This window comes from Mycobacterium shinjukuense, assembly GCF_010730055.1.
GTDB classification, from domain to species: domain Bacteria; phylum Actinomycetota; class Actinomycetes; order Mycobacteriales; family Mycobacteriaceae; genus Mycobacterium; species Mycobacterium shinjukuense.
Genome location: NZ_AP022575.1, coordinates 2,566,483 through 2,589,714 on the forward strand (window position 1 = coordinate 2,566,483; position 23,232 = coordinate 2,589,714).

At 67.8% G+C, this 23,232-nt stretch carries 20 protein-coding genes; 11 read left to right on the top strand and 9 right to left on the bottom strand.

Annotated features, from left to right (window positions below; translation table 11 throughout):
* Positions 1 to 19 precede the first annotated feature (19 nt).
* A complete protein-coding gene (locus tag G6N20_RS11585; RefSeq protein ID WP_083048834.1) occupies positions 20 to 826 on the bottom strand; it encodes a universal stress protein in 807 nt (268 codons plus the stop codon).
* A gap of 210 nt (positions 827 to 1,036) precedes the next feature.
* The gene (locus tag G6N20_RS11590) at positions 1,037 to 1,369 is read right to left on the bottom strand and encodes a hypothetical protein (RefSeq protein WP_083048831.1); all 333 of its coding nucleotides are present in this window, start codon (positions 1,367 to 1,369) and stop codon (positions 1,037 to 1,039) included.
* 23 nt (positions 1,370 to 1,392) lie between these two features.
* Between G6N20_RS11590 and hisN the strand changes: the two genes are divergently transcribed.
* The 4 genes from hisN (at position 1,393) to G6N20_RS11610 (ending at position 5,997) form a co-directional block, all read left to right on the top strand.
* Positions 1,393 to 2,181, top strand: coding sequence for a histidinol-phosphatase (hisN, locus tag G6N20_RS11595; RefSeq protein WP_083048828.1), 789 nt, complete (start codon positions 1,393 to 1,395; stop codon positions 2,179 to 2,181).
* A 19-nt stretch (positions 2,182 to 2,200) separates the two neighbouring features.
* Positions 2,201 to 3,295, top strand: a complete 1,095-nt coding sequence (gene amrS / locus G6N20_RS11600; RefSeq protein ID WP_083048825.1) for an AmmeMemoRadiSam system radical SAM enzyme — start codon at positions 2,201 to 2,203, stop codon at positions 3,293 to 3,295.
* An 81-nt stretch (positions 3,296 to 3,376) separates the two neighbouring features.
* On the top strand, positions 3,377 to 4,771 hold the full coding sequence (locus G6N20_RS11605) for an acyl-CoA dehydrogenase family protein (protein ID WP_083048822.1): 1,395 nt from the start codon (positions 3,377 to 3,379) through the stop codon (positions 4,769 to 4,771).
* Between the two features lie 20 nt (positions 4,772 to 4,791).
* Positions 4,792 to 5,997: an acyl-CoA dehydrogenase family protein gene (locus tag G6N20_RS11610; protein WP_083048819.1), complete on the top strand. Its 1,206-nt coding sequence runs from the start codon at positions 4,792 to 4,794 to the stop codon at positions 5,995 to 5,997.
* Between the two features lie 18 nt (positions 5,998 to 6,015).
* Here G6N20_RS11610 and G6N20_RS11615 read toward each other — a convergent pair whose 3' ends face one another.
* The 3 genes from G6N20_RS11615 to G6N20_RS11625 form a co-directional block, all read right to left on the bottom strand.
* Positions 6,016 to 7,251 carry an ATP-binding protein gene (locus G6N20_RS11615; protein ID WP_083048816.1) on the bottom strand — a complete coding sequence of 412 codons (1,236 nt, stop codon included), beginning with the start codon at positions 7,249 to 7,251 and terminating at the stop codon, positions 6,016 to 6,018.
* A gap of 136 nt (positions 7,252 to 7,387) precedes the next feature.
* Positions 7,388 to 7,771 (bottom strand): type II toxin-antitoxin system VapC family toxin, encoded by a 384-nt coding sequence (locus G6N20_RS11620; RefSeq protein WP_083048814.1) that lies wholly within the window; start codon positions 7,769 to 7,771, stop codon positions 7,388 to 7,390.
* Positions 7,768 to 7,998 (bottom strand): type II toxin-antitoxin system Phd/YefM family antitoxin, encoded by a 231-nt coding sequence (locus G6N20_RS11625; RefSeq protein ID WP_083048812.1) that lies wholly within the window; start codon positions 7,996 to 7,998, stop codon positions 7,768 to 7,770. The genes G6N20_RS11620 and G6N20_RS11625 overlap by 4 nt, the downstream gene beginning before the upstream one ends.
* A gap of 91 nt (positions 7,999 to 8,089) precedes the next feature.
* Here G6N20_RS11625 and G6N20_RS11630 point away from each other — a divergent pair, with 91 nt between their 5' ends.
* On the top strand, positions 8,090 to 9,082 hold the full coding sequence (locus G6N20_RS11630) for an oxidoreductase (protein ID WP_083048809.1): 993 nt from the start codon (positions 8,090 to 8,092) through the stop codon (positions 9,080 to 9,082).
* A 48-nt stretch (positions 9,083 to 9,130) separates the two neighbouring features.
* On the top strand, positions 9,131 to 10,102 hold the full coding sequence (locus G6N20_RS11635; RefSeq protein ID WP_083048805.1) for an NADPH:quinone oxidoreductase family protein: 972 nt from the start codon (positions 9,131 to 9,133) through the stop codon (positions 10,100 to 10,102).
* Between the two features lie 25 nt (positions 10,103 to 10,127).
* Here G6N20_RS11635 and G6N20_RS11640 read toward each other — a convergent pair whose 3' ends face one another.
* The gene (locus tag G6N20_RS11640) at positions 10,128 to 11,543 is read right to left on the bottom strand and encodes a selenium-binding protein SBP56-related protein (RefSeq protein ID WP_083048801.1); all 1,416 of its coding nucleotides are present in this window, start codon (positions 11,541 to 11,543) and stop codon (positions 10,128 to 10,130) included.
* A gap of 77 nt (positions 11,544 to 11,620) precedes the next feature.
* Positions 11,621 to 12,241: a hypothetical protein gene (locus tag G6N20_RS11645; protein WP_083048870.1), complete on the bottom strand. Its 621-nt coding sequence runs from the start codon at positions 12,239 to 12,241 to the stop codon at positions 11,621 to 11,623.
* 222 nt (positions 12,242 to 12,463) lie between these two features.
* Between G6N20_RS11645 and G6N20_RS11650 the strand changes: the two genes are divergently transcribed.
* From G6N20_RS11650 to G6N20_RS20660, 5 genes are read left to right on the top strand one after another with little or no spacing between them, the layout of a single operon-like run.
* Positions 12,464 to 13,669, top strand: coding sequence for a CaiB/BaiF CoA transferase family protein (locus tag G6N20_RS11650; protein ID WP_083048798.1), 1,206 nt, complete (start codon positions 12,464 to 12,466; stop codon positions 13,667 to 13,669).
* Positions 13,666 to 14,571, top strand: a complete 906-nt coding sequence (locus G6N20_RS11655) for a hydroxymethylglutaryl-CoA lyase (RefSeq protein ID WP_083048795.1) — start codon at positions 13,666 to 13,668, stop codon at positions 14,569 to 14,571. Before G6N20_RS11650 ends, G6N20_RS11655 begins: the two co-directional genes overlap by 4 nt.
* A 1-nt stretch (position 14,572) precedes the next feature.
* Complete coding sequence (locus G6N20_RS11660) at positions 14,573 to 15,823, top strand: acyl-CoA dehydrogenase family protein (protein ID WP_083048792.1); 1,251 nt, start codon at positions 14,573 to 14,575, stop codon at positions 15,821 to 15,823.
* Positions 15,820 to 16,788 carry a phosphotransferase family protein gene (locus G6N20_RS11665; RefSeq protein WP_232065333.1) on the top strand — a complete coding sequence of 323 codons (969 nt, stop codon included), beginning with the start codon at positions 15,820 to 15,822 and terminating at the stop codon, positions 16,786 to 16,788. The genes G6N20_RS11660 and G6N20_RS11665 overlap by 4 nt, the downstream gene beginning before the upstream one ends.
* Positions 16,785 to 17,123, top strand: a complete 339-nt coding sequence (locus G6N20_RS20660) for a DUF6285 domain-containing protein (RefSeq protein WP_179961468.1) — start codon at positions 16,785 to 16,787, stop codon at positions 17,121 to 17,123. Before G6N20_RS11665 ends, G6N20_RS20660 begins: the two co-directional genes overlap by 4 nt.
* A 58-nt stretch (positions 17,124 to 17,181) precedes the next feature.
* Here G6N20_RS20660 and G6N20_RS11670 read toward each other — a convergent pair whose 3' ends face one another.
* The gene (locus G6N20_RS11670; protein ID WP_083048789.1) at positions 17,182 to 20,415 is read right to left on the bottom strand and encodes a PPE family protein; all 3,234 of its coding nucleotides are present in this window, start codon (positions 20,413 to 20,415) and stop codon (positions 17,182 to 17,184) included.
* A 364-nt stretch (positions 20,416 to 20,779) separates the two neighbouring features.
* A complete protein-coding gene (locus G6N20_RS21790) occupies positions 20,780 to 22,081 on the bottom strand; it encodes a PE family protein (protein ID WP_163662946.1) in 1,302 nt (433 codons plus the stop codon).
* Positions 22,082 to 23,232 lie beyond the last annotated feature (1,151 nt).

The following is a 23,232-nucleotide window of genomic DNA, read 5'->3' on the forward strand; positions in this document are numbered from 1 at the left end:
AGCACTCCCGATTCCACCGCTACAGGTTGCCGCACCGCACCGTCAGCACCGAACATCCCGCGTTGTAGGCCAGGCACGTGTCCTCGGCGGTGTGCGAGTCGGCGACATACAGCTGGTCGGTGTCGGAGTTGGCGACCAGGTAGCTGCCGACACTGTCGCGGACCACGGTCGGCTCAACCGTCACATCGGGGTATAGCCGCGTCCAGCGGGCCAGCCGGCGACTCAGCCGCGCCTGCGCCGACCGGTTACCGTCGGCGCCGTCGGCCGCTACCTCCGCCACATGTGCGGACACCGCTCGCAGGGGCACGCCTCGCAGTCTGGCCTCCTCGAAGGCGTGGCGCAGCACCATGCCATTGTCCACTTCCGCGACGACCGCGCTGACGTGCGGGGCCGCCGGCTCTCCGGGCCCCCGGTGGATCACGGCCACCGGGCACAGCGCCGACCCCGCCAGAGTCGCCGCCACCGAACCCTGCCCACGGCGCGCGTGGTTGAGTCCGATGGAACCGACACAGACCATCGCCGCCGACCTCGACTCCTCCATCAGCTTCGTCAGCGGCCTTCCCCACAGGATCTCGGTCTCGATCTTGACCGGGCGACCGGTGGCCTCGACGGCCCGATAGGCGTCGTGCAGCGCCGCGCGGGCCGCGCCCTGCAAACCGTCGTGACCAGCGGCCCCGGACGAGTCCATCGGATCGATGACATACACCAGTCGCAGGGGAATGTCTTGGCTCACCGCTTCGTCGATGGCCCACAGGGCCGCATGCGTTGCCGCCTTTGACCCGTCGATTCCAACGACGACGGACGGGACTGCGTAGCGGTCGCTCATCGGGATCTCCCTTCCCTGTGTCAACCGTACGTTATTGGCCGGGAATCCCGGTCGCCCAGGGGCAATGGTCCCCAGTTCAGAGCCATTGGTCCCTACGGACCAGCGCGAAACTCGTCGCGGAGCAACCACCGCGCAGCCGCCGAAACGCCGCGCAGGAGCCCGCCGTCACGGCAATTGTGTTATCCGCAAACGTTGTTGGAGCCCGATCCGTTAGTCGGCAAGCGGCTCCTCCGGCGCGAACTTCCAGTTGTCCGGATTGTTCGGTGAGTACACGACCGGAAGCAGTTGGCCGGCGGCCGGCCACCGATCGACATCAATGGCCATCCGCGCATACACCGCGTGCTCGTTGACGGTTGGTCCGTTGATCACCCCGGAGATGGTGACGTACTGCTCACCGGTGGCGTCCGGACGCGGGCTCACTCCCGTCACCAGCAGCGTGCCGCTGGCGATCGCACCGCGCGGGCCGCGCGGGACGAACCGCGGAGCCAGGAACACCAACAGCACCGCGATCAGCAGCAGCAGCACGCCCAATTCCCATCCCACCTGGCCATGGTAGGACTGTTGGCATGAGCCGTGCCGGCGACGATCTGATCCTCGCGCTGGCGCTGGCCGACCGCGCCGACGCGGTGACGTGTGCCCGGTTCGGGGCGTTGGACCTGCGCATCGACACCAAACCGGATCTGACCCCGGTGACCGATGCGGACCGGGCGGTGGAATCCGAGCTACGCGAGATGCTCGCCCGGGAGCGGCCCGGCGACCGCATCCTGGGCGAGGAGTTCGGCGGCACAACCACTTTCAGTGGACGCCAGTGGATCGTCGACCCGATCGACGGCACCAAGAACTTCGTGCGTGGGGTGCCGGTGTGGGCGAGTCTGATCGCGTTGCTGGAAGACGGTGTCCCGACGGTGGGTGTGGTCAGCGCGCCCGCGCTGCGGCGACGGTGGTGGGCCGCGCATGGGCAGGGCGCGTTCGCCTCGGTGAACGGCGCCCCGCCGCGCCGGCTGGCGGTGTCCTCGGTCTCCGAGCTGGGTTCGGCGAGCCTGTCGTTCTCCAGCCTGTCCGGGTGGGCCCGGCTGGGTCTGCGCGAACGCTTCATCGGGTTGACCGATGCCGTGTGGCGCGTGCGTGCCTATGGCGACTTCTTGTCCTACTGCCTGGTGGCCGAGGGCGCCGTCGATGTTGCCGCCGAACCGGAGGTGTCGGTGTGGGACCTGGCGGCGCTGGACATCCTGGTGCGTGCGGCGGGTGGGCGGCTCACCAGCCTCGACGGCGTCGACGGCCCGCACGGCGGCAGCGCCGTGGCGACCAACGGCCTGCTGCACCACCAGGTGCTGACTCGCCTCAAAGGCGGGTAGCCTGGCGCGAGAGGACGCCATGACCTCGCCGCTGTCCCGGGACGACCCGTTCACCGTCGCGACCACGCACTGGCACCGCCTCGACGACGGGCGCATCCAGTGCGACGTCTGTCCGCGCGCCTGCAAGCTGCACGAGGGCCAGCGCGGGCTGTGCTTTGTCCGCGGCCGGATCGACGACCAGGTGCGGCTCACCAGCTACGGGCGCTGCAGTGGGTTCTGCGTCGATCCCATCGAGAAGAAGCCGCTTAACCACTTCTTGCCCGGGTCGGCCGTGCTGTCGTTCGGCACCGCGGGGTGCAACCTGGCATGCAAGTTCTGCCAGAACTGGGACATCTCCAAATCCCGTGAGATCGACATCCTGGCCAGCCGGGCCGCCCCCGCCGACATCGCCCGCACCGCAGACGAATTAGGTTGCCGCAGTGTGGCATTCACCTACAATGATCCGACGATCTTCTGGGAGTACGCCGCCGATGTCGCCGACGCCTGCCACCAGCGGGGAATCAAGGCCGTCGCGGTGACGGCCGGATACATGTGTGCCGCACCCCGCGCGGAGTTCTACCGGCACATCGACGCCGCCAACGTCGACCTGAAGGCGTTCACCGAAGACTTCTACCGTCGGGTCTGCGTCGGCCACCTGCACGACGTTCTGGACACGCTGGTCTACCTGCGCCACGAGACGAAGGTGTGGCTGGAGATCACCACCCTGCTGATTCCCGGACGAAACGACAGTGACGCCGAAATCGCCGCCGAATGCGCATGGATCCGCGACAATCTCGGCGTCGACGTGCCCCTGCACTTCACCGCGTTCCACCCGGACTACAAGATGACCGACACGCCGCCGACACCGCCGACCACGCTGACCCGGGCGCGCCGGCTCGGCGTCGATGCGGGCCTGCAGTTCGTCTACACCGGAAACGTCCACGACACCGACGGCGGCAGCACGTTCTGCCCAGGATGCGGGTTGGCGGTGGTCGTTCGCGACTGGTATGCGATGCGGCATTACGCGTTAACCGATGACGGCCGCTGCCAAGCGTGTGACTACCGGCTGGCCGGCGTCTACGACGGCCCGGCACGACATTGGGGCCGGCGACGCCTGCCCCTGGTTGGAGTGTGAACTAGCTAACACGACCCTAGCTATCTTACTCCGGAGTAAGATACGGTTATCCGCATCGCCCCAACGACCGAGGCCGCCGACATGACCGACACATCCACCGACAAACCCGCCCGCGCACGCCGTAACCGACGAGGCCGCAACACCGCCGTCGGGATGGCGCCACACAAACGAACCGGCATCGACGTCGCATTGGCGATCTTGACCCCGTTCGTCGGCCAGGAGTTCCTGGACAAGTACCACCTGCGCGATCCGCTCAACCGATCCCTGCGTTACGGCGTCAAGACCATGTTCTCCGCCGCGGGCGCCACCACCCGTCAGTTCAAGCGCGTGCAGAGCCTGCGCGGTGGGCCAACTCGGCTGAAGTCCAGCGGCCGGGACTACTTCGACCTGACGCCCGATGACGACCAGAAGCTCATCGTCGAGACCGTCGACGAATTCGCCAACGAGATACTGCGTCCCGCGGCTCACGACGCCGACGAGGCCGCCACCTACCCGCCCGACCTGATCGCCAAGGCCACCGAGCTGGGCATCACCGCCGTCAACATCCCCGAGGATTTCGACGGCATCGCCGAACACCGTTCCAGCGTCACCAACGTCCTGGTTGCCGAGGCGCTGGCCTACGGCGACATGGGGTTGGCGCTGCCGATTCTGGCGCCCGGCGGGGTGGCGTCCGCCCTCACCCATTGGGGCAGCGCCGATCAACAGGCGACCTACCTCAAAGAGTTCGCCGGTGCGAACGTTCCGCAGGCCTGCGTGGCCCTCGCCGAACCGCAACCCTTGTTCGACCCCACCCGGCTGCAAACCACCGCGGTGCGCACCCCCTCGGGATACCGGCTCGACGGCGTCAAATCCTTGGTCCCGGCCGCGACCAAGGCCGAGCTGTTCATCGTCGCCGCCCAACTGGGCGGTAAGCCGGCGCTGTTCATCGTCGAGTCCGCCACCAACGGCCTGACCGTCAAAGCGGACCCGAGCATGGGGATTCGCGCCGCGGCGCTGGGCCAGGTCGAGCTCTCCCGGGTATCGGTGCCGCTGCATGCCCGGCTGGGCGAGGACGAAGCGACCGACAACGACTACTCCGAGGCGATCGCGCTGGCCCGCTTGGGCTGGGCGGCGCTGGCGGTCGGCACCTCGCATGCGGTGCTCGACTACGTCATCCCCTACGTCAAAGAACGCCATGCCTTCGGCGAGCCGATCGCGCACCGTCAAGCCGTGGCGTTCATGTGCGCCAACATCGCGATCGAGCTCGACGGGCTGCGGCTGATCACCTGGCGCGGCGCGTCCCGCGCCGAGCAAGGCCTGCCGTTCGCCCGGGAGGCGGCACTGGCCAAGCGGCTCGGCTCCGACAAGGGCATGCAGATCGGGCTGGACGGCGTGCAACTGCTGGGCGGCCACGGCTACACCAAGGAGCACCCGGTCGAGCGCTGGTATCGCGACCTGCGGGCCATCGGCGTCGCCGAGGGCGTTGTCGTCATCTAGAGCGAGCTGAAAGACCCATCATGGCAATCAATCTGGAACTACCACGCAAGCTGCAAGCGGTGATCGTCAAGACCCATCAGGGTGCCGCCGAGATGATGCGGCCGATAGCCCGCAAGTACGACCTGAAGGAACATGCCTACCCGGTCGAACTGGACACCCTGATCAATCTGTTCGAGGGAGCCGCCGAATCGTTCAACTTCGCCGGGGCCGACTCGCTCGGCGACGACGACGAAGACAAAGACGGAAACCACAACGGCGCCAACATGGCCGCGGTGGTCCAGACGATGGAAGCCTGCTGGGGCGACGTCGCGATGATGCTGTCCCTGCCCTATCAAGGACTGGGTAACGCGGCCATTTCCGCGGTCGCCACCGACGAGCAGCTGCAACGCCTGGGCAAGGTGTGGGCGGCGATGGCCATCACCGAGCCGGGGTTCGGGTCGGACTCGGCGGCGGTGTCGACCACCGCCACCCTCGACGGCGACGAGTACGTGATCAACGGCGAGAAGATCTTCGTCACCGCCGGATCCCGCGCCACCCACATCGTGGTGTGGGCGACCCTGGACAAATCGAAGGGCCGCGCGGCGATCAAGTCGTTCATCGTGCCGCGCGAGCATCCCGGCGTCACCGTCGAACGACTCGAACACAAGCTTGGCATCAAGGGTTCGGACACCGCGGTGATCCGGTTCGACAACGCCCGTATTCCCAAGGAAAACCTGCTGGGCAACCCGGAAATCGAAGAAGGCAAGGGCTTTTCCGGGGTGATGGAGACGTTCGACAACACCCGCCCGATCGTCGCCGCCATGGCCGTCGGGATTGGCCGGGCCGCGCTGGAGGAAATCCGCACGATCCTCACCCGTGCCGGGGTGGAGATCTCCTACGACCGGCCGGCGCACGCCCAGAGCGCCGCCGCGGCCGAATTCCTTCGCATGGAGGCCGACTGGGAGGCCAGCTACCTGCTGTCGCTGCGCGCCGCATGGCAGGCCGACAACAACATCCCCAACTCCAAAGAGGCCTCGATGAGCAAGGCCAAGGCCGGCCGGATGGCCAGCGACGTCACCTGCAAGACCGTCGAATTGGCTGGAACCGCAGGCTATTCCGAGCAGTCCTTGTTGGAGAAGTGGGCTCGCGACTCCAAGATCCTGGACATCTTCGAGGGCACTCAGCAGATCCAGCAACTGGTGGTCGCCCGCCGATTGCTGGGCCTGTCGTCGGCCGAGCTGAAGTAGCGAACTCCGCCTGCTCAGTCAACAAGACCACAGGGCGCTGATCGGTAACGCCGCAAGTCTCGGGCCGAACGGCGTCGCTTCGGGTGCGGCGGTGAGCAGGACGCCGAATTGGAATCGATCGCCGAGCCTGGTGGCGAGAAAACGAAGGCCACGCAGATCTTCGGCCCGCGGCGTGCTGGTCGCCTTGACTTCGATCCCGCAGACCCGGCCGTCGGGATGTTCAAGCACAAGGTCGACCTCAGCACCGCCCCGGTCACGAAAATGCCACAGCCTCGCCCGTTCGGCCGACCAGGTGAGTTGCTTGCGAATCTCGTTGGCCACGAACGTTTCCAGGAGTGGGCCGAGTGGACCCCCGGGACGATCCAACGTCGCCACGGTAGCGCCGAGCAGGTGAGCGGCCAACCCACTGTCTGCCACAACCAGCTTCGGTCTCCGAATGACCTTGCGGCTCAAGTTGGTCGACCAAGCAGGCACCCGATGGATGAGGAAGGCCGCTTCCAGCAAGGCGAGATAGCCGTCGGTGGTGCGGGCCGGAACCGACAACTCATTAGCCAGCGCGCTCACATTCAGCTCGGCGCCGGTCCGGGCGGCGCAGAGCCGAAGCAGACGCGGCATTTCGGCGAGTCGCTCGATCGCCGAGAGCTCGCGGATGACCGACTGCGTCGCTGTGACGAGATAGTTGTCGAACCACCGGCGACGCCTCAACGGCGCGCGAGCGACGACGTCCGGGAACCCTCCCGTGGCGATCCGCTCGATCAGATCGGCACGCCGCATATCGGAGCCGTGTATCAGCTCGCGTGGCGCCGTGAACAGCAGATCGACGAAGTTGTCAGCGAGCCCTGCCAGCTCACCCTGCGAGAACGGCCAGAGTTCGATGATCTCGACCCGTCCGACCAGCGCGTCGGCCATGTCGGGCACAGAGAGCAGCCGCGCCGAACCCGTGAGGAGGAAGCGGCCGGGCCTGCGATCGCGGTCGACCTCGGACTTGATTGCCCGGAATAGGCCCGGTTCGAGCTGCGCCTCATCGATCACAAGTGTGTCCACGGGACGGGATACAAACGCGCGGGGATCGTCCCGAGCAGCATCACGGTTTGCCACGTCGTCAAGGGAGACGACTTCACTGGACCCTGGATAGTGAAGTCGCGCAACGAGTGTCGTCTTACCCACTTGACGCGCGCCGTTGAGAACGACGACCGGGGTGTCGGCGAGAGCGGCCAGCACCGACGGCGCGATCGCGCGCTCAATGACGGTCATGTGGACAGAATAGCTGCCGATTCGTCCCCCAGTTCGCTGCCGATTTGTCCACGAATTCGCTGCGGAACTGCCTCGCCGTTGGTCGCGGATCCGCCGACGCCGGCACGAGAGCGAGTTCGAGTTCGCCCGAGACCGGTCAAAGCCGGGCGTCGACGGCGCCCGGCAGCGCCTTCAGCAGCTTCGTGTCGGCCGTGAGCAGCGTGAGCCGCTCCGCCTTCGCCTGGGCTACCAGAATTGCGTCGAAGGGATCCTTGTGGGGCAGTGCCATGAGCTCAGGCGCGAGCGTATTACGACGGGTAACAGGCAGGTCGCGCAAGCCGGATCGTTCGATCGCGCCGTTGAGGTCGTCGGGCAGCGTGATCTTGCCGATAGCCGCCTTGATGGCGAGTTCCCACGTGCTCGCGGCGGATACGTATACGGCTGCGCCTGCCATGATCCGATCCCGCGCCTCGATGCCCAGCCGCGGGCTGTCGTCGAGCAGCCACAGTACGACGTGGGTATCGAGCAAAAGCCTGGTCACTCGATGCCGAACAATTTGTTGAGATCGCTGTCGGTGTCGTCGAAATGATCCACGTCGTAGTCGAGACGGCCAGCTAGGCCGCCGAAGACGATGTCGGCGCGCATGTGCGGGACGAGGTCGGCGACCGGCTTGCCCGCGCGGGCGATCGTGATCGTCTCGCCATTCTCGACGCGAGCGAGCAAGTGCGACAGGTGGGTCTTCGCATCGTGGATGTTGACGGTCGACATAGGCGGAGTCTACTGGACTTAGTCTAGTCTGACTAGCCATCGTGGGTCATGCGCGCGGGACGCAATTATGAGGCCAGGCTAGCGTCGAACAATGGACACGTTTCATGCGCTGGTGGCCCGCCAGGATGGCGATCGGATAACCGCGTCGGTCGAGACGCTCGGAACGGCCGACCTCCCGCCCGGAGAGGTGACGATTCGGGTGCGGTATTCCAGCGTGAACTTCAAAGACGCGCTGGCGCTGACACCCGGCGGTGGCGTGGTGCGCCACTATCCCGTGGTGCCGGGCATCGACCTGACCGGCGAAGTCGTCGAGTCCCAGTCCCCCGACTTCGCCGTCGGCGACGCCGTCCTGGCCCACGGCTACCAGATCGGCACCGGTCACCACGGCGGCTACGCCGAATATGCCCGGCTGCCCGCCGATCAGGTGGTGGCGCTGGGCGCCCTGAGTCCGCGTGACGCGGCCGCGATCGGGACGGCCGGTTTCACCGCCGCGATGAGCGTGCAGGCACTGATCGACTGGGGCGTCACACCCGACGCGGGGCCCGTCGTCGTCACCGGCGCATCCGGTGGCGTCGGCTCGATCAGCGTGGATCTGCTGGCGGCCGCGGGCTATCAGGTGGTGGCCTCAACCGGAAAACCCCAGGCCGCAGAACTGCTGAAAACGCTTGGCGCCGCGGAGGTTATCGGCCGGCTGCCCGCCGATCCAGACATTCGGCCGTTGGCCAAGGCGCGCTGGGCGGCCGGGGTGGACTGCGTGGGCGGAGTGACGCTGGCCGACGTGCTGAGCGCGGTGAAATACGGCGGCGCGGTGGCCGCCTGCGGCCTGACCGGCGGGGCCGCGCTGCACACCACGGTGATGCCGTTCATCCTGCGCGGAATTGCGCTGTTGGGGATGGACTCGGTGCAACTGCCGATCGGCCCGCGACGGGAATTGTGGGCACGCCTGGAAGATTCGTTGCGGCCGCGACATTTGCAGGCGGTCATCACCGAGGTCGATGTCAAAGACGTGATCGGGGTTATTGATCGGGTGCGCGCCGGGGGGTTCACGGGCCGGGCCGTGGTGCGGGTTGCGGGCGGGTTCTAGATTGGGGCTGTCCGGGGCTCTCCGGCTCTGGTTGACGACGGAGGTGGCATGCGCGCGGCACGGGTGACTCGGCTGGATGGTCCGGACGCGATCGAAGTGGCTGAGGTCGACGAACCCGCCGGCGACGGTGTGGTGGTCGACGTGCACGCCGCCGGCGTGGCATTTCCCGACGCGCTGCTCACCCGCGGCCGCTACCAGTACCGACCGGAGCCGCCGTTTGTGCTGGGCGCAGAAATCGCCGGTGTGGTGCGATCGGCGCCCGCCGACGCCCACGTGCGTCCCGGCGACCGGGTCGTCGGCCTGACCATGCTGATCGGCGGCATGGCCGAGGTGGCCGTGCTGGCGCCCGACCGGGTGTTCAGGCTCCCGGACAACGTGAGCTTCGATGCCGGCGCCGGCGTGCTGTTCAACGACCTGACCATGCTTTTTGCGCTCACCGTTCGCGGTCGGCTGCAGGCGGGCGAGACGGTGCTGGTGCACGGGGCCGCCGGCGGGATCGGCACATCGACGTTGCGACTGGCGCCGGCACTCGGGGCGGCACGCACCATCGCGGTGGTCAGCACGCAGGAGAAGGCCGCGATCGCCACCGCCGCCGGGGCCACCGATGTGGTGTCCTCCGACGGGTTCAAAGACGCCGCCAAGGCGTTGACGAACGGCCGCGGCGTCGACATCGTCGTCGACCCGGTCGGCGGCGACCGGTTCACCGACTCGCTGCGCTCGCTCGCTGCGGGGGGACGGCTGCTGGTGATCGGCTTCACCGGCGGCGAGATCCCCACCGTGAAGGTAAACCGGCTGCTGCTCAACAACATTGACGTAGTCGGTGTTGGCTGGGGCGCATGGTCCCTCACCCACCCCGATGCGCTGGCCCAGCAGTGGGCACAACTCGAGCGGCTGCTCAGCTCGGGCAAGCTGGCTCCTCCCGAGCCGGTGGTGTTCCCGCTGGACGAGGCCGCCGCCGCGGTCGCTTCGCTGGAGAATCGCACCGCCAAAGGGAAAGTCGTACTACGCGTGCGCGACTAATACCAATGCGCGTCCCTGATGATCGTCAGGTGGTGAAGCAGTACGAGTCGCTGGACGCGTCACCGCCTTGGAGCCGGATCTGGTGCACCCGCAGTCCCTGGAAGTCCTTGCCGTGCGGGAAGAATCCGGTATCGGCGGTGAGGCCGCCTGCGGAGACGTCGGCGTCGAGCTTGGCCATCCATGCCCCGACGCCAGCCGGATAGAAGACCTCGTCCCACGCTGCGTAAAGGGAGTTGGTGACATAGACCCTGCGGCCGTCGCGGCTGATCTCCACCATCTGTGGCCCGCCGCGCAGCGCCAGACCCGGGGCGCCCGGGTGCGGCTCGCGCCGCACGATCCCCCCGAGGCGAACGGACGCGGTCTCGCGCGGGTGAAACGGGTCGCCGACGTCGTACTGCTTGAGTTCACCAGTGCCCCAACAAGACACGTAGAGCCAGCGATCGTCGACCGACAGGTCGATGTCGGAAACCAGCGGTGGCACCGCACCGAACGGCTTCAGCGCGGGTGGCAGCTGCTCGGGGTCGGCGGGCTCGGCGGGGACGGTGATCACCTTGTCGACCGACCATTGAACGCCGTTCTTGTGCCACAGCCAGACGGACGCCGACAGATCCTCGACGCTGATCACGACTCCGGCGAAGCCGAACGCCTTGGTCGGGTCGTGGGCCGGGCGCAACTCGAGCACCATCTGGTGCTGGTCACCGAGATCGACACGCTGGGTCAGCTTCCGCTCGGACATGCTCCAGAAGTTCAAGTGGTGTCCGAACCTGCGCCCGAGCAGGTCTTCGAGATTGAGCCCGTTCTCGATCATCGATGGCACCGCCCACTCCGACGTCAGCACGGTGTCGTACCGCAGGTGCCACCACACGTCGTAGGCGAAGAATTGCGGTCCGCGGTCTTGCTCCCACGGTCCTATCACCTCGAACGTGTCGTGGTCGATCAACGCGACACCGCCGGGCCCGTCGTCGCCGTTGGCGCCGCCCAACGCCGACATGAAGATGGCGCCCGGTCCGCAGTGCACGGTATGCGGGCGTGAATATCCGGCCTTGGCGGCAAGTTCGGCGGCCTCGATCGTGTGTGTCAACTGTGGCTGACGGGGGTCGGGCTTGGTGTCGAAAACGTACGTGGCCGACGAGCGTAAGCCCGGCACGAGCAGGTAGCGCCGCTCGAGCGGCTGTCCGTGATGGGCTTCATGCCCCTCGTGGCACAGCGCGCTCGAGCAGGCGTTCCACCCGAAGTGGTGCAATTCGTTGCCCGCCGTGGGCAGCTCGGTCCAACCGACAACGTGGCCGCATGTGGAGGAGTTAGGGTCGCAGTCGACAACGACCAACGCATCCTTTGCCTGACCGGCCGGGTCGAACGCGACCACATAAGCGAACCGCTCAGGAGCCGCCGCGACGGCCGCTCCTGGGCTGCGATAAAACGTGGGATCTGTCGCAGGCATCGTTCCTCCTGAGCCGAAGCGTCGGATAACGGCGGCATGCAGCTAACAGCGGGAGCCGCTTCGCGCTTGTTGTGCGTTCAGGCCATCTCGGGCACCCGCAGATGCGCGATCGCCAACTCGAAGTCGCACTCGTCGAGCACCTCGGCAGCTACTTCCTGGCTGCCTGTGGCTCTGATCTGGTCCAGCCGATCTCTGTTGCGCTCCATCGCGTCTGCGCTGTCGAACGTCGCCGCGGCTACGCCACGACCGGAGGCGCGGTCGATCAGCAGGCTGGCGCTGCAAAATCCGTCAAGCTCCTCGAGTGCGGGCAGGATCGTCGTCCTGTAGAAATCGATGCCGCGGTCGATCTGATCCGGGGCGACTTTGACCCAGGTGGCTCGGACACGGGCACCCTCACTGGACCGGTGGTCACGGTGCAAGACAGCGATCTCCCATTCCTCGACGGCTACGCTGCCACCGAAAATCTCCGCGGCACGATCACGAACCGGCCGCACCGACTCCGCGCTCGAGCGCATCGCTTCCTCCGACTGCCATGCGCTGGTGGCAATGCATCGGCCGGACGACCGGTCGACCAACAGGGATACGCCGGTGTACCCGTCGAGGCGCTCGAGTGCGGGCATCACGGCGTCGCGAATGTGCGCAATGCCGGCATCGATCGATGAGGGCTGTGCGCGGAAAGTGCTAGCGCGTGCGTACATCATCTGCCTCCTCTGTATACGGGGCAGCGTCTCGACGGCGCTGCCGTCCACTTCATCGTCCTCCCACCGGCAAGGCGCGGCAATGGCTCTTGTGAGGCTCTTGTGGCCGCGCTAGCGATCGGTAACCTGGCCGATGACGCCTGCACGCCACCGCGACAAGCTGCGGCTGCCCGTCGAAACCAGCACCGCCTGGCTGGTCGGCCGTGACCTCGAGGGGACCGAATGACCGCAACCGGACCACTGGAGGGCATCCGGGTGCTCGAACTCGGCACCTTGATCGCCGGCCCGTTCGCCGGACGGCTGCTCGGCGACATGGGCGCCGACGTCATCAAGGTGGAACCACCGGGTGCCCCGGACCCACTGCGGACCTGGGGGCAGGCCGAAGTCGACGGCTATCACGTCTTCTGGACGGTGCATGCCCGCAACAAACGGGGCATCACGCTCGACCTGCGCCGGCCACGCGGCCAGGAGCTGTTCCTTGACCTCGTCGAGAAGTCCGACATCGTGGTGGAGAACTTCCGTCCCGGCACGCTGGAGAAGTGGAACCTGGGCTATGAGGCGCTGCGAGAACGCAATCCGGGGATCATCCTGGTTCGGGTGTCGGGCTACGGCCAGAACGGACCGGATTCACACAAGGCCGGCTATGCCTCGATGGCCGAGGCGGCCAGCGGGCTGCGCTACCTCAACGGATTCCCGGGCGGGCCGCCACCGCGGCTGGCGGTATCGCTGGGCGACAGCCTGGCCGGCATGTTCGCCGCTCAGGGGGCGCTGGCCGCCCTGTACCGCCGCAGCGTCACCGGGCAGGGCCAGGTGGTCGACGTCGCGCTGACCGAAGCCTGTTTGGCCGTCCAGGACTCCACCATCCCGGACTATGACGTCGGCGGCGTGGTGCGCGGCCCGTCGGGCACCCGACTGGAGGGCATCGCGCCGTCCAACATCTACCGCAGTGCCGATGGCCACTGGGTGGTGATCGCGGCCAATCAGGACACCGTGTTCGCCCGGCTGTGTCAGGCGATAGGACGGCCCGAACTTGTCACCGACGAGCGCTTCGCCACCCACCGCGCCCGCGGACGCCATCAGGATGAGCTGGACACCATCATCGGCGACTGGGCGGGCGACCGGACACCCGCCGAGATCATCGAAATCCTCGATGCCGCAGGGGTGATCGTCGGGCCTATCAATACGGTCGCCGACGTGGTCAAGGACCGACAACTGCGGGCGCGCGGGATGCTCGTTGAGCACTACGACGAACGCATCGGCCGTCCGGTGCTGGGACCGGGGATCGTGCCGGTGCTGTCGGAATCCCCGGGCAGTGTGCGCAACGCCGGTCCCGCGCGCCCGGGCCAGCACAACGACGACGTCTACATCGGGCTGTTGGGCATGACGGCCGAGGAGCTCGCCCAGTTGCGCGCCCAGGAGGTGCTATGAACCGACACGTCGACATCCGCGAGGTGTCCCTACGCGACGGCCTGCAGATCGAGCAGCCAATCGCGTTGTCGGCCAAGCTGGAGCTGTTGGCCGCGGTGGCCGCCACCGGAGTGCGCGAGGTCGAGGCCACGGCGTTCGTGTCGCCGTCGAAAGTGCCGTCGATGGCCGACGCCGCCGAACTTGCCGCCGAGCTGCACCGCTACCCCGACATCGAGTTCTCCGCGCTGGTGGCCAGCCCGAACGGGGCTAGGCGGGCGATCGCGGCGCGGCTGCGGTCGATCGAGTACGTGGTAGCGGCCAGCGACGCGTTCAGCGCCGCCAACGTCGGGCGGCCCACCGCCGAGGCCACCAACCAGATCGGCGAGATCCTTGCCATCGCCCACGACAATGACGTCACCGTCGAGGTCGTCGTCGCCACCGCGTGGGACTGTCCGTTCGACGGGCCCACCCCGCCGCAGCGGGTCCTCGACATCGCCGCCGCCGCCCGCGACCAGGGTGTGGACCGGTTCTCCATCGCCGACACCATTGGCACCGCGACGCCGGGGCGGGTCAGTTCACTGGTCGCACAACTGCGTCCGGTGATTGGCGACATTCCGCTGGGTGGGCATTTTCACAACACCCGCGGCGCCGGGCTGGCCAGCGCGTATGCGGCGGTCAGCTCCGGTGTCACCCGCCTGGACGCCTCGGTGGGCGGGCTGGGGGGTTGTCCCTTCGCACCGGGTGCGACCGGCAATATCGCTACCGAGGATCTGGTGTACCTGTTGACCGACAGCGGATTCGACGTCGACGTCGACCTGCAGGCCGCCATCGTCGCAGCCAAAGTCGCGAAATCCGTTGTCGGCCACGATCTGCCGAGCGCCTTGTTGCGCGCGGGAGACCGGATCCGCCAGGTGAGGAGATAACGTGGACTTCGCTCTGCCCGAACATCTTCCGGCCCTGCTCGCCGAGATGGACGAGTTCATCGAGGCCGAGATCACGCCGCTGGAACGCAAACACATCCAATACTTCGACCATCGTCGAGAGCATGCCCGCACCGACTGGGACAACGGCGGCATCCCGCGACCGGAGTGGGAGGACCTGCTGACCGAGATGCGCAGGCGCGCCGACAAGGCCGGCTGGCTGCGCTACGGCCTGCCGTCACAATTCGGCGGCCGCAACGGAACCAACCTCGATATGGCCGTCATCCGGGAACACCTGGCGCACAAAGGACTCGGGCTGCACAACGACCTGCAGAACGAGTCGTCCATCGTCGGCAACTTCCCCCAGGTCATCATGATGGACCGGTTCGGCACCGAGGCGCAGAAGAAGGAATGGATCGAGGCGCTGATCACCGGCGAGCGGTCGATGGCGTTCGGGCTGACCGAGCCCAACCACGGATCCGACGCCACCTGGCTTCAGACCCGCGCCGAGAAGGACGGCGACGGCTGGGTCATCAACGGCGCCAAGCGGTTCAACACCGGCGTGCACCGTGCCACCCACGACCTGGTGTTCGCCCGCACCTCGGGCGAACCCGGCCGGGCGCTCGGCATCACCGCGTTCCTGGTGCCCACCGATGCCCCCGGCTTCACCGTGCCGTACTACTGGTGGACGTTCAACATGCCGACCGACCACGGCGAGGTCGAGCTCAACGGCGTGCGGGTGCCGGCCGACGCGGTGCTCGGCGAGGTCGATCGCGGCCTGGAGGTTGGCCAGACCTTCTTGCACGAGAACAGGATTCGCCAGGCGGCCAGCAGCCTGGGCGCCGCGCAGTACTGCATCGACCGGGCCGTCGTCTACGCCAACGAGCGCACGGTGTTCGGCAAGCCGCTCGCGGTCAATCAGGCCGTCCAGTGGCCGCTGGTGGAACTGCACACCGAGGCGCAGATGGTGCGCCTGCTGGTGTACTACGCGGCCTCGCAGCTGGACGGCAACCATCACATGGAAGTGTCCGACAAAGTGTCGATGTCCATTTCCCAGGCCAACTATCGCGCCAACCGGCTGGTCTGCGAGGCCGCCGACCGCGCCATGCAGGTGTTCGGCGGCGTCGGCTACAGCCGTCACGAGCCGTTCGAGCACATCTACCGCCACCACCGCCGGTACCGGATCACCGAGGGCGCCGAAGAGATTCAGATCCGCCGGGTCGCGCAGCGGCTGTTCAAGTTTGGCGCACAGTGACCCAACTGCAGCAGGGCCTGGCCGCGGTGTTGCGCCCGATCCTGCGCGCCGAGGTGGCAGTCGAGAACCTGCGTGCGCTCACCGGCGGCGCCAGCCGCAGCACGTGGGCGTTCGACGCCGTCACGGATTCCGGGCGTCGGTCGCTGATCCTGCGCATCGGGCCACCCGATGCCATGCACGCCGGCATGGAGGTCGAGGCCCGGGTCCAGGCCGCCGCCGCGGCGGCCGGGGCACCGGTGCCACCCATCCTGATCGCTGACGATTCGGGTGTGGCACTGGGCAATCCGTTTCTGATATGCGACGAGGTCAAGGGCGAGACCATCGTCCGGCGCATCCAGCGCCGGCTCGACGAGGCGGGCCGGGCACGGCTCCTGCGCCAGTGCGCGCGAGCGCTGGCCGCCATTCACCGCGCCGACGCGGGCGACCCCGGTCTGGCCCGCGAGGACCCAATCGGACAGTGGCGGGCGCGATTGGATGCCATGGGCGACACCACCGCCACCTTCGAGTGGACCTTCCGCTGGCTCGAGGCCAACCGGCCCCCGCCATCGCCTGGGCTGCTGGTGCACGGTGACTACCGGATGGGAAATCTCGTCGTCGATGGTTGTGACCTTGCCGCCGTATTGGATTGGGAGTTGGTCCACGTCGGTGAGGCATACGAGGATCTGGCCTGGTTCTGCGTGCGTGCCTGGCGGTTCGGCGCGCCGGCCAGCCATGGCGCCGGCGGTCTGGGCAGTATCGAGCAATTCTTGCAGGCCTACGCCGACGCCGGCGGGACGACCGTCGACCGCGAGGTGTTTCGCTGGTGGCTGGTGTTGGCCACGCTTCGTTGGGCAGTCATCTGCCGGTACCAGGCGGAGCGCCACTTGAGCGGTCAGGTTCGCTCGGTGGAGTTGGCGACGATCGGGCGCCGGGTGTGCGAGAACGAGTGGGATCTGCTTGAGCTACTGGACGAGGCGCCCCGATGACCGGCGTTTATGGCCGCCCAACCGCTGCTGAACTCGTGGCCGCCGTCGCCGAGTTCCTGGAGGGCGAGATCCGGGCGGCCACCACCGGTCAGGTCAATTTTCACGCCCGAGTCGCCGGCAACGCACTGCGCATGGTCGAACGCGAACTGCTCAGCCCCGGCGACGCCGAGGTCGGGGCGGCGCTGACCGACCTGGGCTTCGCCGACGAGGCCGCACTGGCCGCCGCGATCCGCGCCGGCGATCTGGACGCGCGCGGCGACGAGGTCATCGCCTGCCTGCGGACCCTGGTTCGGCATCGGTTGGCGGTTGCCCACCCCGGATACGACAGCGAATAGGAGTCAGCCACATGCCCGCGACGTGACGGTGTCGGCAAACACCGTCTGGGCGCGGCGGTCACGGCCGTGTGCCGGTGTTGAAAAACCCGGAGAGTCCGCTACCGATGTTCCCGAAGCCGGAAAGGAACCCCGACATCAAGCCGGCGCCCGTGTTCTGAAAACCGGAGATAGTGTCGCCGAAGTTGGCCAGCCCGGACTCGAATCGCCCGAGGTTGAAAAAGCCCGAAAGGGCGCCTCCAGAGTTTCCGATGCCCGATCCGCCGCCGGTACCGCTGTTGAAGAATCCCGACGACGGTTGGCCGGTGGAGTTTCCGAAGCCAGTGGCGGAGGGAATGTTGATGACCGGGATATTGAACGGACCGACGCTGGCGCCGATACTTACGCTGATCGGTCCGGGGCCGACGTTCATGTTGATGGCGCTGATTGGCGTAATTGTGACTTCGGGAATCTTGATCGGGCCGATACCGGCCACGCTGCCGAGGGGTATCGAGACATTGGGATCTGGGAACGGATCCGGAAGGGGAACCTTGAATTCCAGCGTCAGATCGGTGGGGAATGGCGGAACCGTCACTGCATCGACCGTAATTGCGGACACAAAGCCCGTGATGGGCAAATTCAGCATGCCGCTCACGGTGATGTTCGCCGGAATTTCGGGCACCGTAAACGTGTAGGAGCCGCCGATGAGGCCCTGGTCGTCGCTTCTCCAGAAGAAGCCGTTATTTCGATTGCCGGCGATGAAAGCTCCGGTGTTGAGGTCCCCGCTGTTGGCGATGCCGGTGTTCATGTCTCCGGAGTTGAAGAAGCCGGTGTTGAGGTTGCCGGTGTTGTACGAGCCGGTGTTGAAGCTGCCCGTGTTGTAGGAGCCGGTGTTGGTCTGTCCGGTGTTGACGTTGCCGGTGTTGTAGCTTCCGGCGTTGCCGAAACCCGTGTTGCCCAGGCCGGAGTTGAACAAGCCGGTGTTGTTGTTGCCCGAGTTGCCGATGCCCCAGTTGCCGGTGCCCGAGTTGAACAAGCCGACGTTTCCGGTGCCCGAGTTGAACAACCCGACGTTTCCGCTGCCGGAGTTCCAGCCGCCGAACCCGGTCTGGTTGCTGCCGGTCAGTCCGATACCGATGTTGCCGTCACCGGTGTTGCCGAAGCCGATGTTTCCGCTGCCCGTGTTGCCCAGGCCGATGTTGAAGCTGCCGGCGTTGCCGAACCCGATGTTGTTGTAGACCGCGGTGAGGTCCGGGCCCGCGTTTCCGAAGCCGATGTTTCCGGCGCCTATGTTCCCGATGCCGACGTTGTAGCCGCCGAGATTCCCGAAGCCGACGTTTCCATCGCCGAAGTTTCCGCTGCCGAAGTTGAAGCTGCCGAGGTTGGCGTGGCCCACGTTTCCGAAGCCCGAGTTCGCCATGCCCCAGCTAAAGAAGCTTGTCTTGTCTGGGCCTGCGGAGAAAAGGCCCGCGAGGTCACTACCGACGTTACCGGCCCCCGACACATACGCCGGTCCCAGGCCCATGGCCGTGTTTTGGAAACCCGAGATGGTGTTGCCGAAGTTCGCCAGCCCCGACTCAAACTGCCCGAGGTTGAAGAATCCCGAAATATTGGCGCCGGCGTTTCCAAAACCCGACCCGCCACCGGCACCGCTGTTGAAGAATCCCGATGACGGGGTGGCGGTTGAGTTCCCAAAGCCCGTCATGGGCCGGATGTCGATGATCGGGATGTTGACCGGTCCGACGCTGCCGTTGATACCGATAGACAACTCCGTGGTTGGACCGCCCACGGTGATGTACAACGCAGGACCGTGAATCGTGACAGGTCCGAACAGAATGGGGCCGATCGTGCCCTTAAGGGCACCTCCAGTGTTCTCGATGTTCAGCGGAATCGGAGGAACTGTGAACGGTGGGACCGTGATCGTGCCCATTTGGCCGTAGAAAGGTACATTCACGGGGATTCCAATGCCGATATCCAGGGGGATTTCGGGCATGGTGAGTGCGTAGGAGAAGCCGATGAGGCCCTGGTCGTCGCTTCTCCAGAAGAAGCCGTTATTGCGATTGCCGGCGATGAACGCGCCGGTGTTGAGGTCACCGCTGTTGGCGATGCCGGTGTTCATGTCACCGGAGTTGACGAAGCCGGTGTTGAGGTTGCCGGTGTTGTACGAGCCGGTGTTGAAGCTGCCCGTGTTGAAGGAACCGGTGTTGGTCTGTCCGGTGTTGACGTTGCCGGTGTTATAGCTTCCGGCGTTGCCGAAACCCGTGTTGCCCAGGCCGGAGTTGAACAGGCCGGTGTTGTTGTTGCCCGAGTTGCCGATGCCCCAGTTGCCGGTGCCCGAGTTGAACAAGCCGACGTTTCCGGTGCCCGAGTTGAACAACCCGACGTTGCCGCTGCCGGAGTTCCAGCCGCCGAACCCGGTCTGGTTGCTGCCGGTCAGTCCGATACCGATGTTGCCGTCACCGGTGTTGCCGAAGCCGATGTTTCCGCTGCCCGTGTTGCCCAGGCCGATGTTGAAGCTGCCGGCGTTGCCGAACCCGATGTTGTTGTAGACCGCGCTGAGGTCCGGGCCCGCGTTTGCGAAGCCGATGTTTCCGGCGCCAATGTTCCCGACGCCGACGTTGTAGCCGCCGAGATTCCCGAAGCCCACGTTGAAATTGCCGACGTTGCCGAAGCCGAGGTTGCCGACGCCGGAGTTTGCCAAGCCCAGGTTAAGGATGCTCGCTCCGGTGCCCGCGGGCGCCGGGGTCGGCACGGTTGGGTTCGGGCCGCCCACCGGGCTGGGCAGGCTCGGTGGCGGCAGCTGGGTCAGCGGGGTCAGCGCCGAAACCGCCGACGACACCCCGGCGTGATAACCAAACATTGCGGCGACATCCTGTGCCCACATCTGTTCGTACGCGGCCTCAGCGGCCGAGATCGCCGGGGCGTTTTGACCGAACAGGTTCGAGCCGACCAGCGACACCAGCCGAGCGCGGTTGGCGGCGACCATCGCCGGATGTACGGTGGCGGCCCGCGCCCCCTCAAACGCGTCCGCCGCCGTCCGGACCAGCCCGGCCGCATGTTCGGCTTGCGCCGCCACCGCGCTCAACCATCCGGCGTAGCTGGCGGCCACCCGCAGCATGGCCGCCGACGCCACACCCTGCCATGACCCGCCCGCCAACCCCGAAGTCGCCCGTCCGAACATGCCCGCCGCCGAGTACAAGTCGACCGCCAGGGCGTCCCACGCGGCGGCGGCCGCCACCAGCGACCGCGATCCCTCACCGGCATACAACTTCATCGAGTTGATCTCGGGCGGCAAGAGCACGAATTCGGACACCATCGCTACCGCTCCCCGCTTGACATTTCGACGTGGTCTTCCTCGGCCCGGAAAGCCCCAGGGTCCGCGCGCCGCGATGCGTGACCGCACGGCGGTGAACCGTTGCGAGCAACGCTCACGCAGGCAGCGCTGCCGCACGCACCAATGGGTCGGCAGGCTGATGTTCTTGGGCGCCAACGACGTTTAGGATCGCGACGGACAGCTGCCGGGGTCATGACATCTCCTCACGCATCGACCGAACGCGGATCAGACTAGGAATCAAGCGCCGGTATCTTCAACGAAACCGCTTGTGAGCGGCGCAGATTAGCCAGGCGCACCGTGACTGGCGGCGACACGGTTCGAAGCCGCTGCGACGCCAGCCGATGATTCAGCGACCTGGCAAACCGGGGACGCCCCAGGGTAGCCCGCCGTTGCCGCCAGCACCGGCGTTGCCTGGTGCACCGCCAGTGGCGGCTCCGCCGGCGCCGCCGTTACCGCCGTGACCGCCGATGCGCCACAGCAGATCCCATGGCAGCCCGATGCGACCGGTGTTGCCGTACAGCAGCCCGCCGTTGCCGCCGTCACCGCCCACGCCGCCGTCACCGCCGGAGTCTCCGACACCTCCGGCGCCGCCGGATCCGCCGGTCCCGCCGGTGCCGACGAACTGGACGCCGCCCCCGTCACCACCACCGCCGCCGTTGCCGCCGATGCCGTACTGCGCGCCGATGCCGCCGTTGCCCCCGGCCCCGCCGACCCCGCCGCTGCCGAACAGGCCGCCAAGGCCGCCGTTGCCTCCGGCCCCGCCGGTACCGCCGTCATTGAATGCGTTGGCAAACGGGGCGCCACCGCCGTCGCCGCCGGACCCGCCGGCCCCGCCGGCACTGAACAGTCCGCCGTTGCCGCCGTTCCCGCCGGCGCCGCCGGCCGCGGCGGTTTGCAGTGGGCCTCCGCCGGGTGCGGTGTTCCCGCCGATGCCGCCGTGTCCCCCGGGCCCGCCGGGGCCGAACAACCACCCGCCGTTGCCCCCATTCCCACCGGTACCGCCAGCCATGCCGGGAAGGCCGGCGAAGCTGTTCGCGCCGGCACCGCCGGCGCCACCGGCCCCGCCGGTGCCGAACAACCAGGCATTGCCCCCGGCCCCGCCGGTTCCGGCGGCCGTGCCGGAATAGCTACTGGAGGCCCCGCCGGTACCGCCGGCTCCGCCGTTGCCGAACAACCCGGCGTTACCGCCGCGGCCGCCGGCCTGACCGGGCGCACCGGCCGCGCCGTTGCCGCCGTTACCCCAGAGCCACCCGCCGTCACCGCCGGCCTGCCCGGGCGCGGCGCCGTGGGCGCCGTCGCCGATCAACCCGCGCCCGGTGAGCGCATTCGCGGGTGCGTTGACCGCATCGAGCAGACCCCGCTCGACGTTGGCCAGCTCGCTGGCGGCATACGAGTTCGCGGCGGCCCGCAGGGTGTGCACCAGCCGATCGTGAAACGTCGCCGCCTGCGCGCTGAGCTGCTGATAGCCGTCGGCGTAGGCGCCGAACATCGCCGCAACCGCCGCCGACACCTGGTCAGCGCCCGGGGCCAACACCCCCGTCGTCGGAGCCGCGGCCGCCGCAGTGGCCGCCCGAAGCCCCGCCCCGATACCGGCCAAATCCGCAGCCGCCGCCGCCAACGCCTCCGGCGCCACCACCACAAACGACATCGCGCGTGCCCCCTGGCTGTTGATCCCGTCGTCGATACCGCCACGCTAGGAACCAGGCGCCGGTATCTTCAACGAAACCGGCTGGCAGCAGCGATGATTGAGCGAACCGGAGATGGGCGAACGCGCCCGTGCCGCTTGCGCCTGTCGGCCCGCCGGCTATCCTGCCGTCGCGGGACCGTCGTTCAGCGGCCCGTCGGAGCCGTCGGCGCCACCTAACCCGGTCAACCCGGCGTTGCCGCCGGCGGTGTTGGCCCCACCGGACCCGCCCGTCCCGCCGTCGCCGCCGGCGCCGATCACCTGAGCGGCCCCACCGTTACCACCGTTCCCACCGTTCCCGGCGGAAAAATCGGGGTAGGCGGTGTTGGTGCCGCCGGCGCCACCGCTCCCCCCGGCGCCGCCGCCACCGTACAGCCACCCGCCGCCGCCGCCGGAGCCACCACTGCCGCCGGCGCCGGCACCGTAGGAGGCTCCGCCGCCGCCGACACCACCCTGCCCGCCGGTGCCGCCGTTGCCGAACACCCACCCCCCGCCGCCGCCGCCGGCGCCGCCATTGCCGCCGCTGCCGGAGTAGAAGTCGTCGGCTGTCCCGCCGTTCCCGCCGGCGCCCCCGGCCGCGCCGTCACCGAACAGGCCGGCAGCACCACCGACGCCCCCGGCGCCACCGTGGCCGCCACGGTGGCTGCCTCCGTGTCCGCCGATCCCGCCGTGACCGCCGGCACCGGCGTTGCCGGTCAGCCACCCGCCCTTGCCGCCGCCGCCGCCATCGCCGCCATCGCCGCCGCTGTCGACCCCGGCTCCGCCGGCCCCGCCGGCCCCGCCGGCCCCGCCGTCACCGAACAGCCCGGCGACACCCCCGCTGCCACCCGTGCCGCCGCTGCCGCCGAAGTAGCCGTACGCCGGGCCGGGGGGCGCCTCCCCGCCGGCACCGCCGTGCCCGCCGGCGCCAGCGTTGCCGACCAGCCACCCGCCGGCCCCACCATCGCCGCCGTTGCCGCCGGCCCCGGCGATCAGGCCGTAGACGTAGTAGACGCCGTTGACTTTGATGCTGCTGCCGGGGGCCCCGCCGGTCCCGCCGGCGCCACCGACGCCGCCGCTGCCCCACCACCCGGCGGCACCGCCGGCACCACCGTTACCGCCGTTACCGCCGTTAA

Bases quoted from the DNA above. Each gene is read 5' to 3' on its own strand.
- G6N20_RS11585 (WP_083048834.1), bottom strand. From the start codon at position 826: ATGAGCGACCGCTACGCAGTCCCGTCCGTCGTCGTTGGAATCGACGGG.
- hisN (WP_083048828.1), top strand. From the start codon at position 1,393: ATGAGCCGTGCCGGCGACGATCTGATCCTCGCGCTGGCGCTGGCCGAC.
- amrS (WP_083048825.1), top strand. From the start codon at position 2,201: ATGACCTCGCCGCTGTCCCGGGACGACCCGTTCACCGTCGCGACCACG.
- G6N20_RS11605 (WP_083048822.1), top strand. From the start codon at position 3,377: ATGACCGACACATCCACCGACAAACCCGCCCGCGCACGCCGTAACCGA.
- G6N20_RS11610 (WP_083048819.1), top strand. From the start codon at position 4,792: ATGGCAATCAATCTGGAACTACCACGCAAGCTGCAAGCGGTGATCGTC.
- G6N20_RS11615 (WP_083048816.1), bottom strand. From the start codon at position 7,251: ATGACCGTCATTGAGCGCGCGATCGCGCCGTCGGTGCTGGCCGCTCTC.
- G6N20_RS11625 (WP_083048812.1), bottom strand. From the start codon at position 7,998: ATGTCGACCGTCAACATCCACGATGCGAAGACCCACCTGTCGCACTTG.
- G6N20_RS11630 (WP_083048809.1), top strand. From the start codon at position 8,090: ATGGACACGTTTCATGCGCTGGTGGCCCGCCAGGATGGCGATCGGATA.
- G6N20_RS11635 (WP_083048805.1), top strand. From the start codon at position 9,131: ATGCGCGCGGCACGGGTGACTCGGCTGGATGGTCCGGACGCGATCGAA.
- G6N20_RS11640 (WP_083048801.1), bottom strand. From the start codon at position 11,543: ATGCCTGCGACAGATCCCACGTTTTATCGCAGCCCAGGAGCGGCCGTC.
- G6N20_RS11645 (WP_083048870.1), bottom strand. From the start codon at position 12,241: ATGTACGCACGCGCTAGCACTTTCCGCGCACAGCCCTCATCGATCGAT.
- G6N20_RS11650 (WP_083048798.1), top strand. From the start codon at position 12,464: ATGACCGCAACCGGACCACTGGAGGGCATCCGGGTGCTCGAACTCGGC.
- G6N20_RS11655 (WP_083048795.1), top strand. From the start codon at position 13,666: ATGAACCGACACGTCGACATCCGCGAGGTGTCCCTACGCGACGGCCTG.
- G6N20_RS20660 (WP_179961468.1), top strand. From the start codon at position 16,785: ATGACCGGCGTTTATGGCCGCCCAACCGCTGCTGAACTCGTGGCCGCC.
- G6N20_RS11670 (WP_083048789.1), bottom strand. From the start codon at position 20,415: ATGGTGTCCGAATTCGTGCTCTTGCCGCCCGAGATCAACTCGATGAAG.
- G6N20_RS21790 (WP_163662946.1), bottom strand. From the start codon at position 22,081: ATGTCGTTTGTGGTGGTGGCGCCGGAGGCGTTGGCGGCGGCGGCTGCG.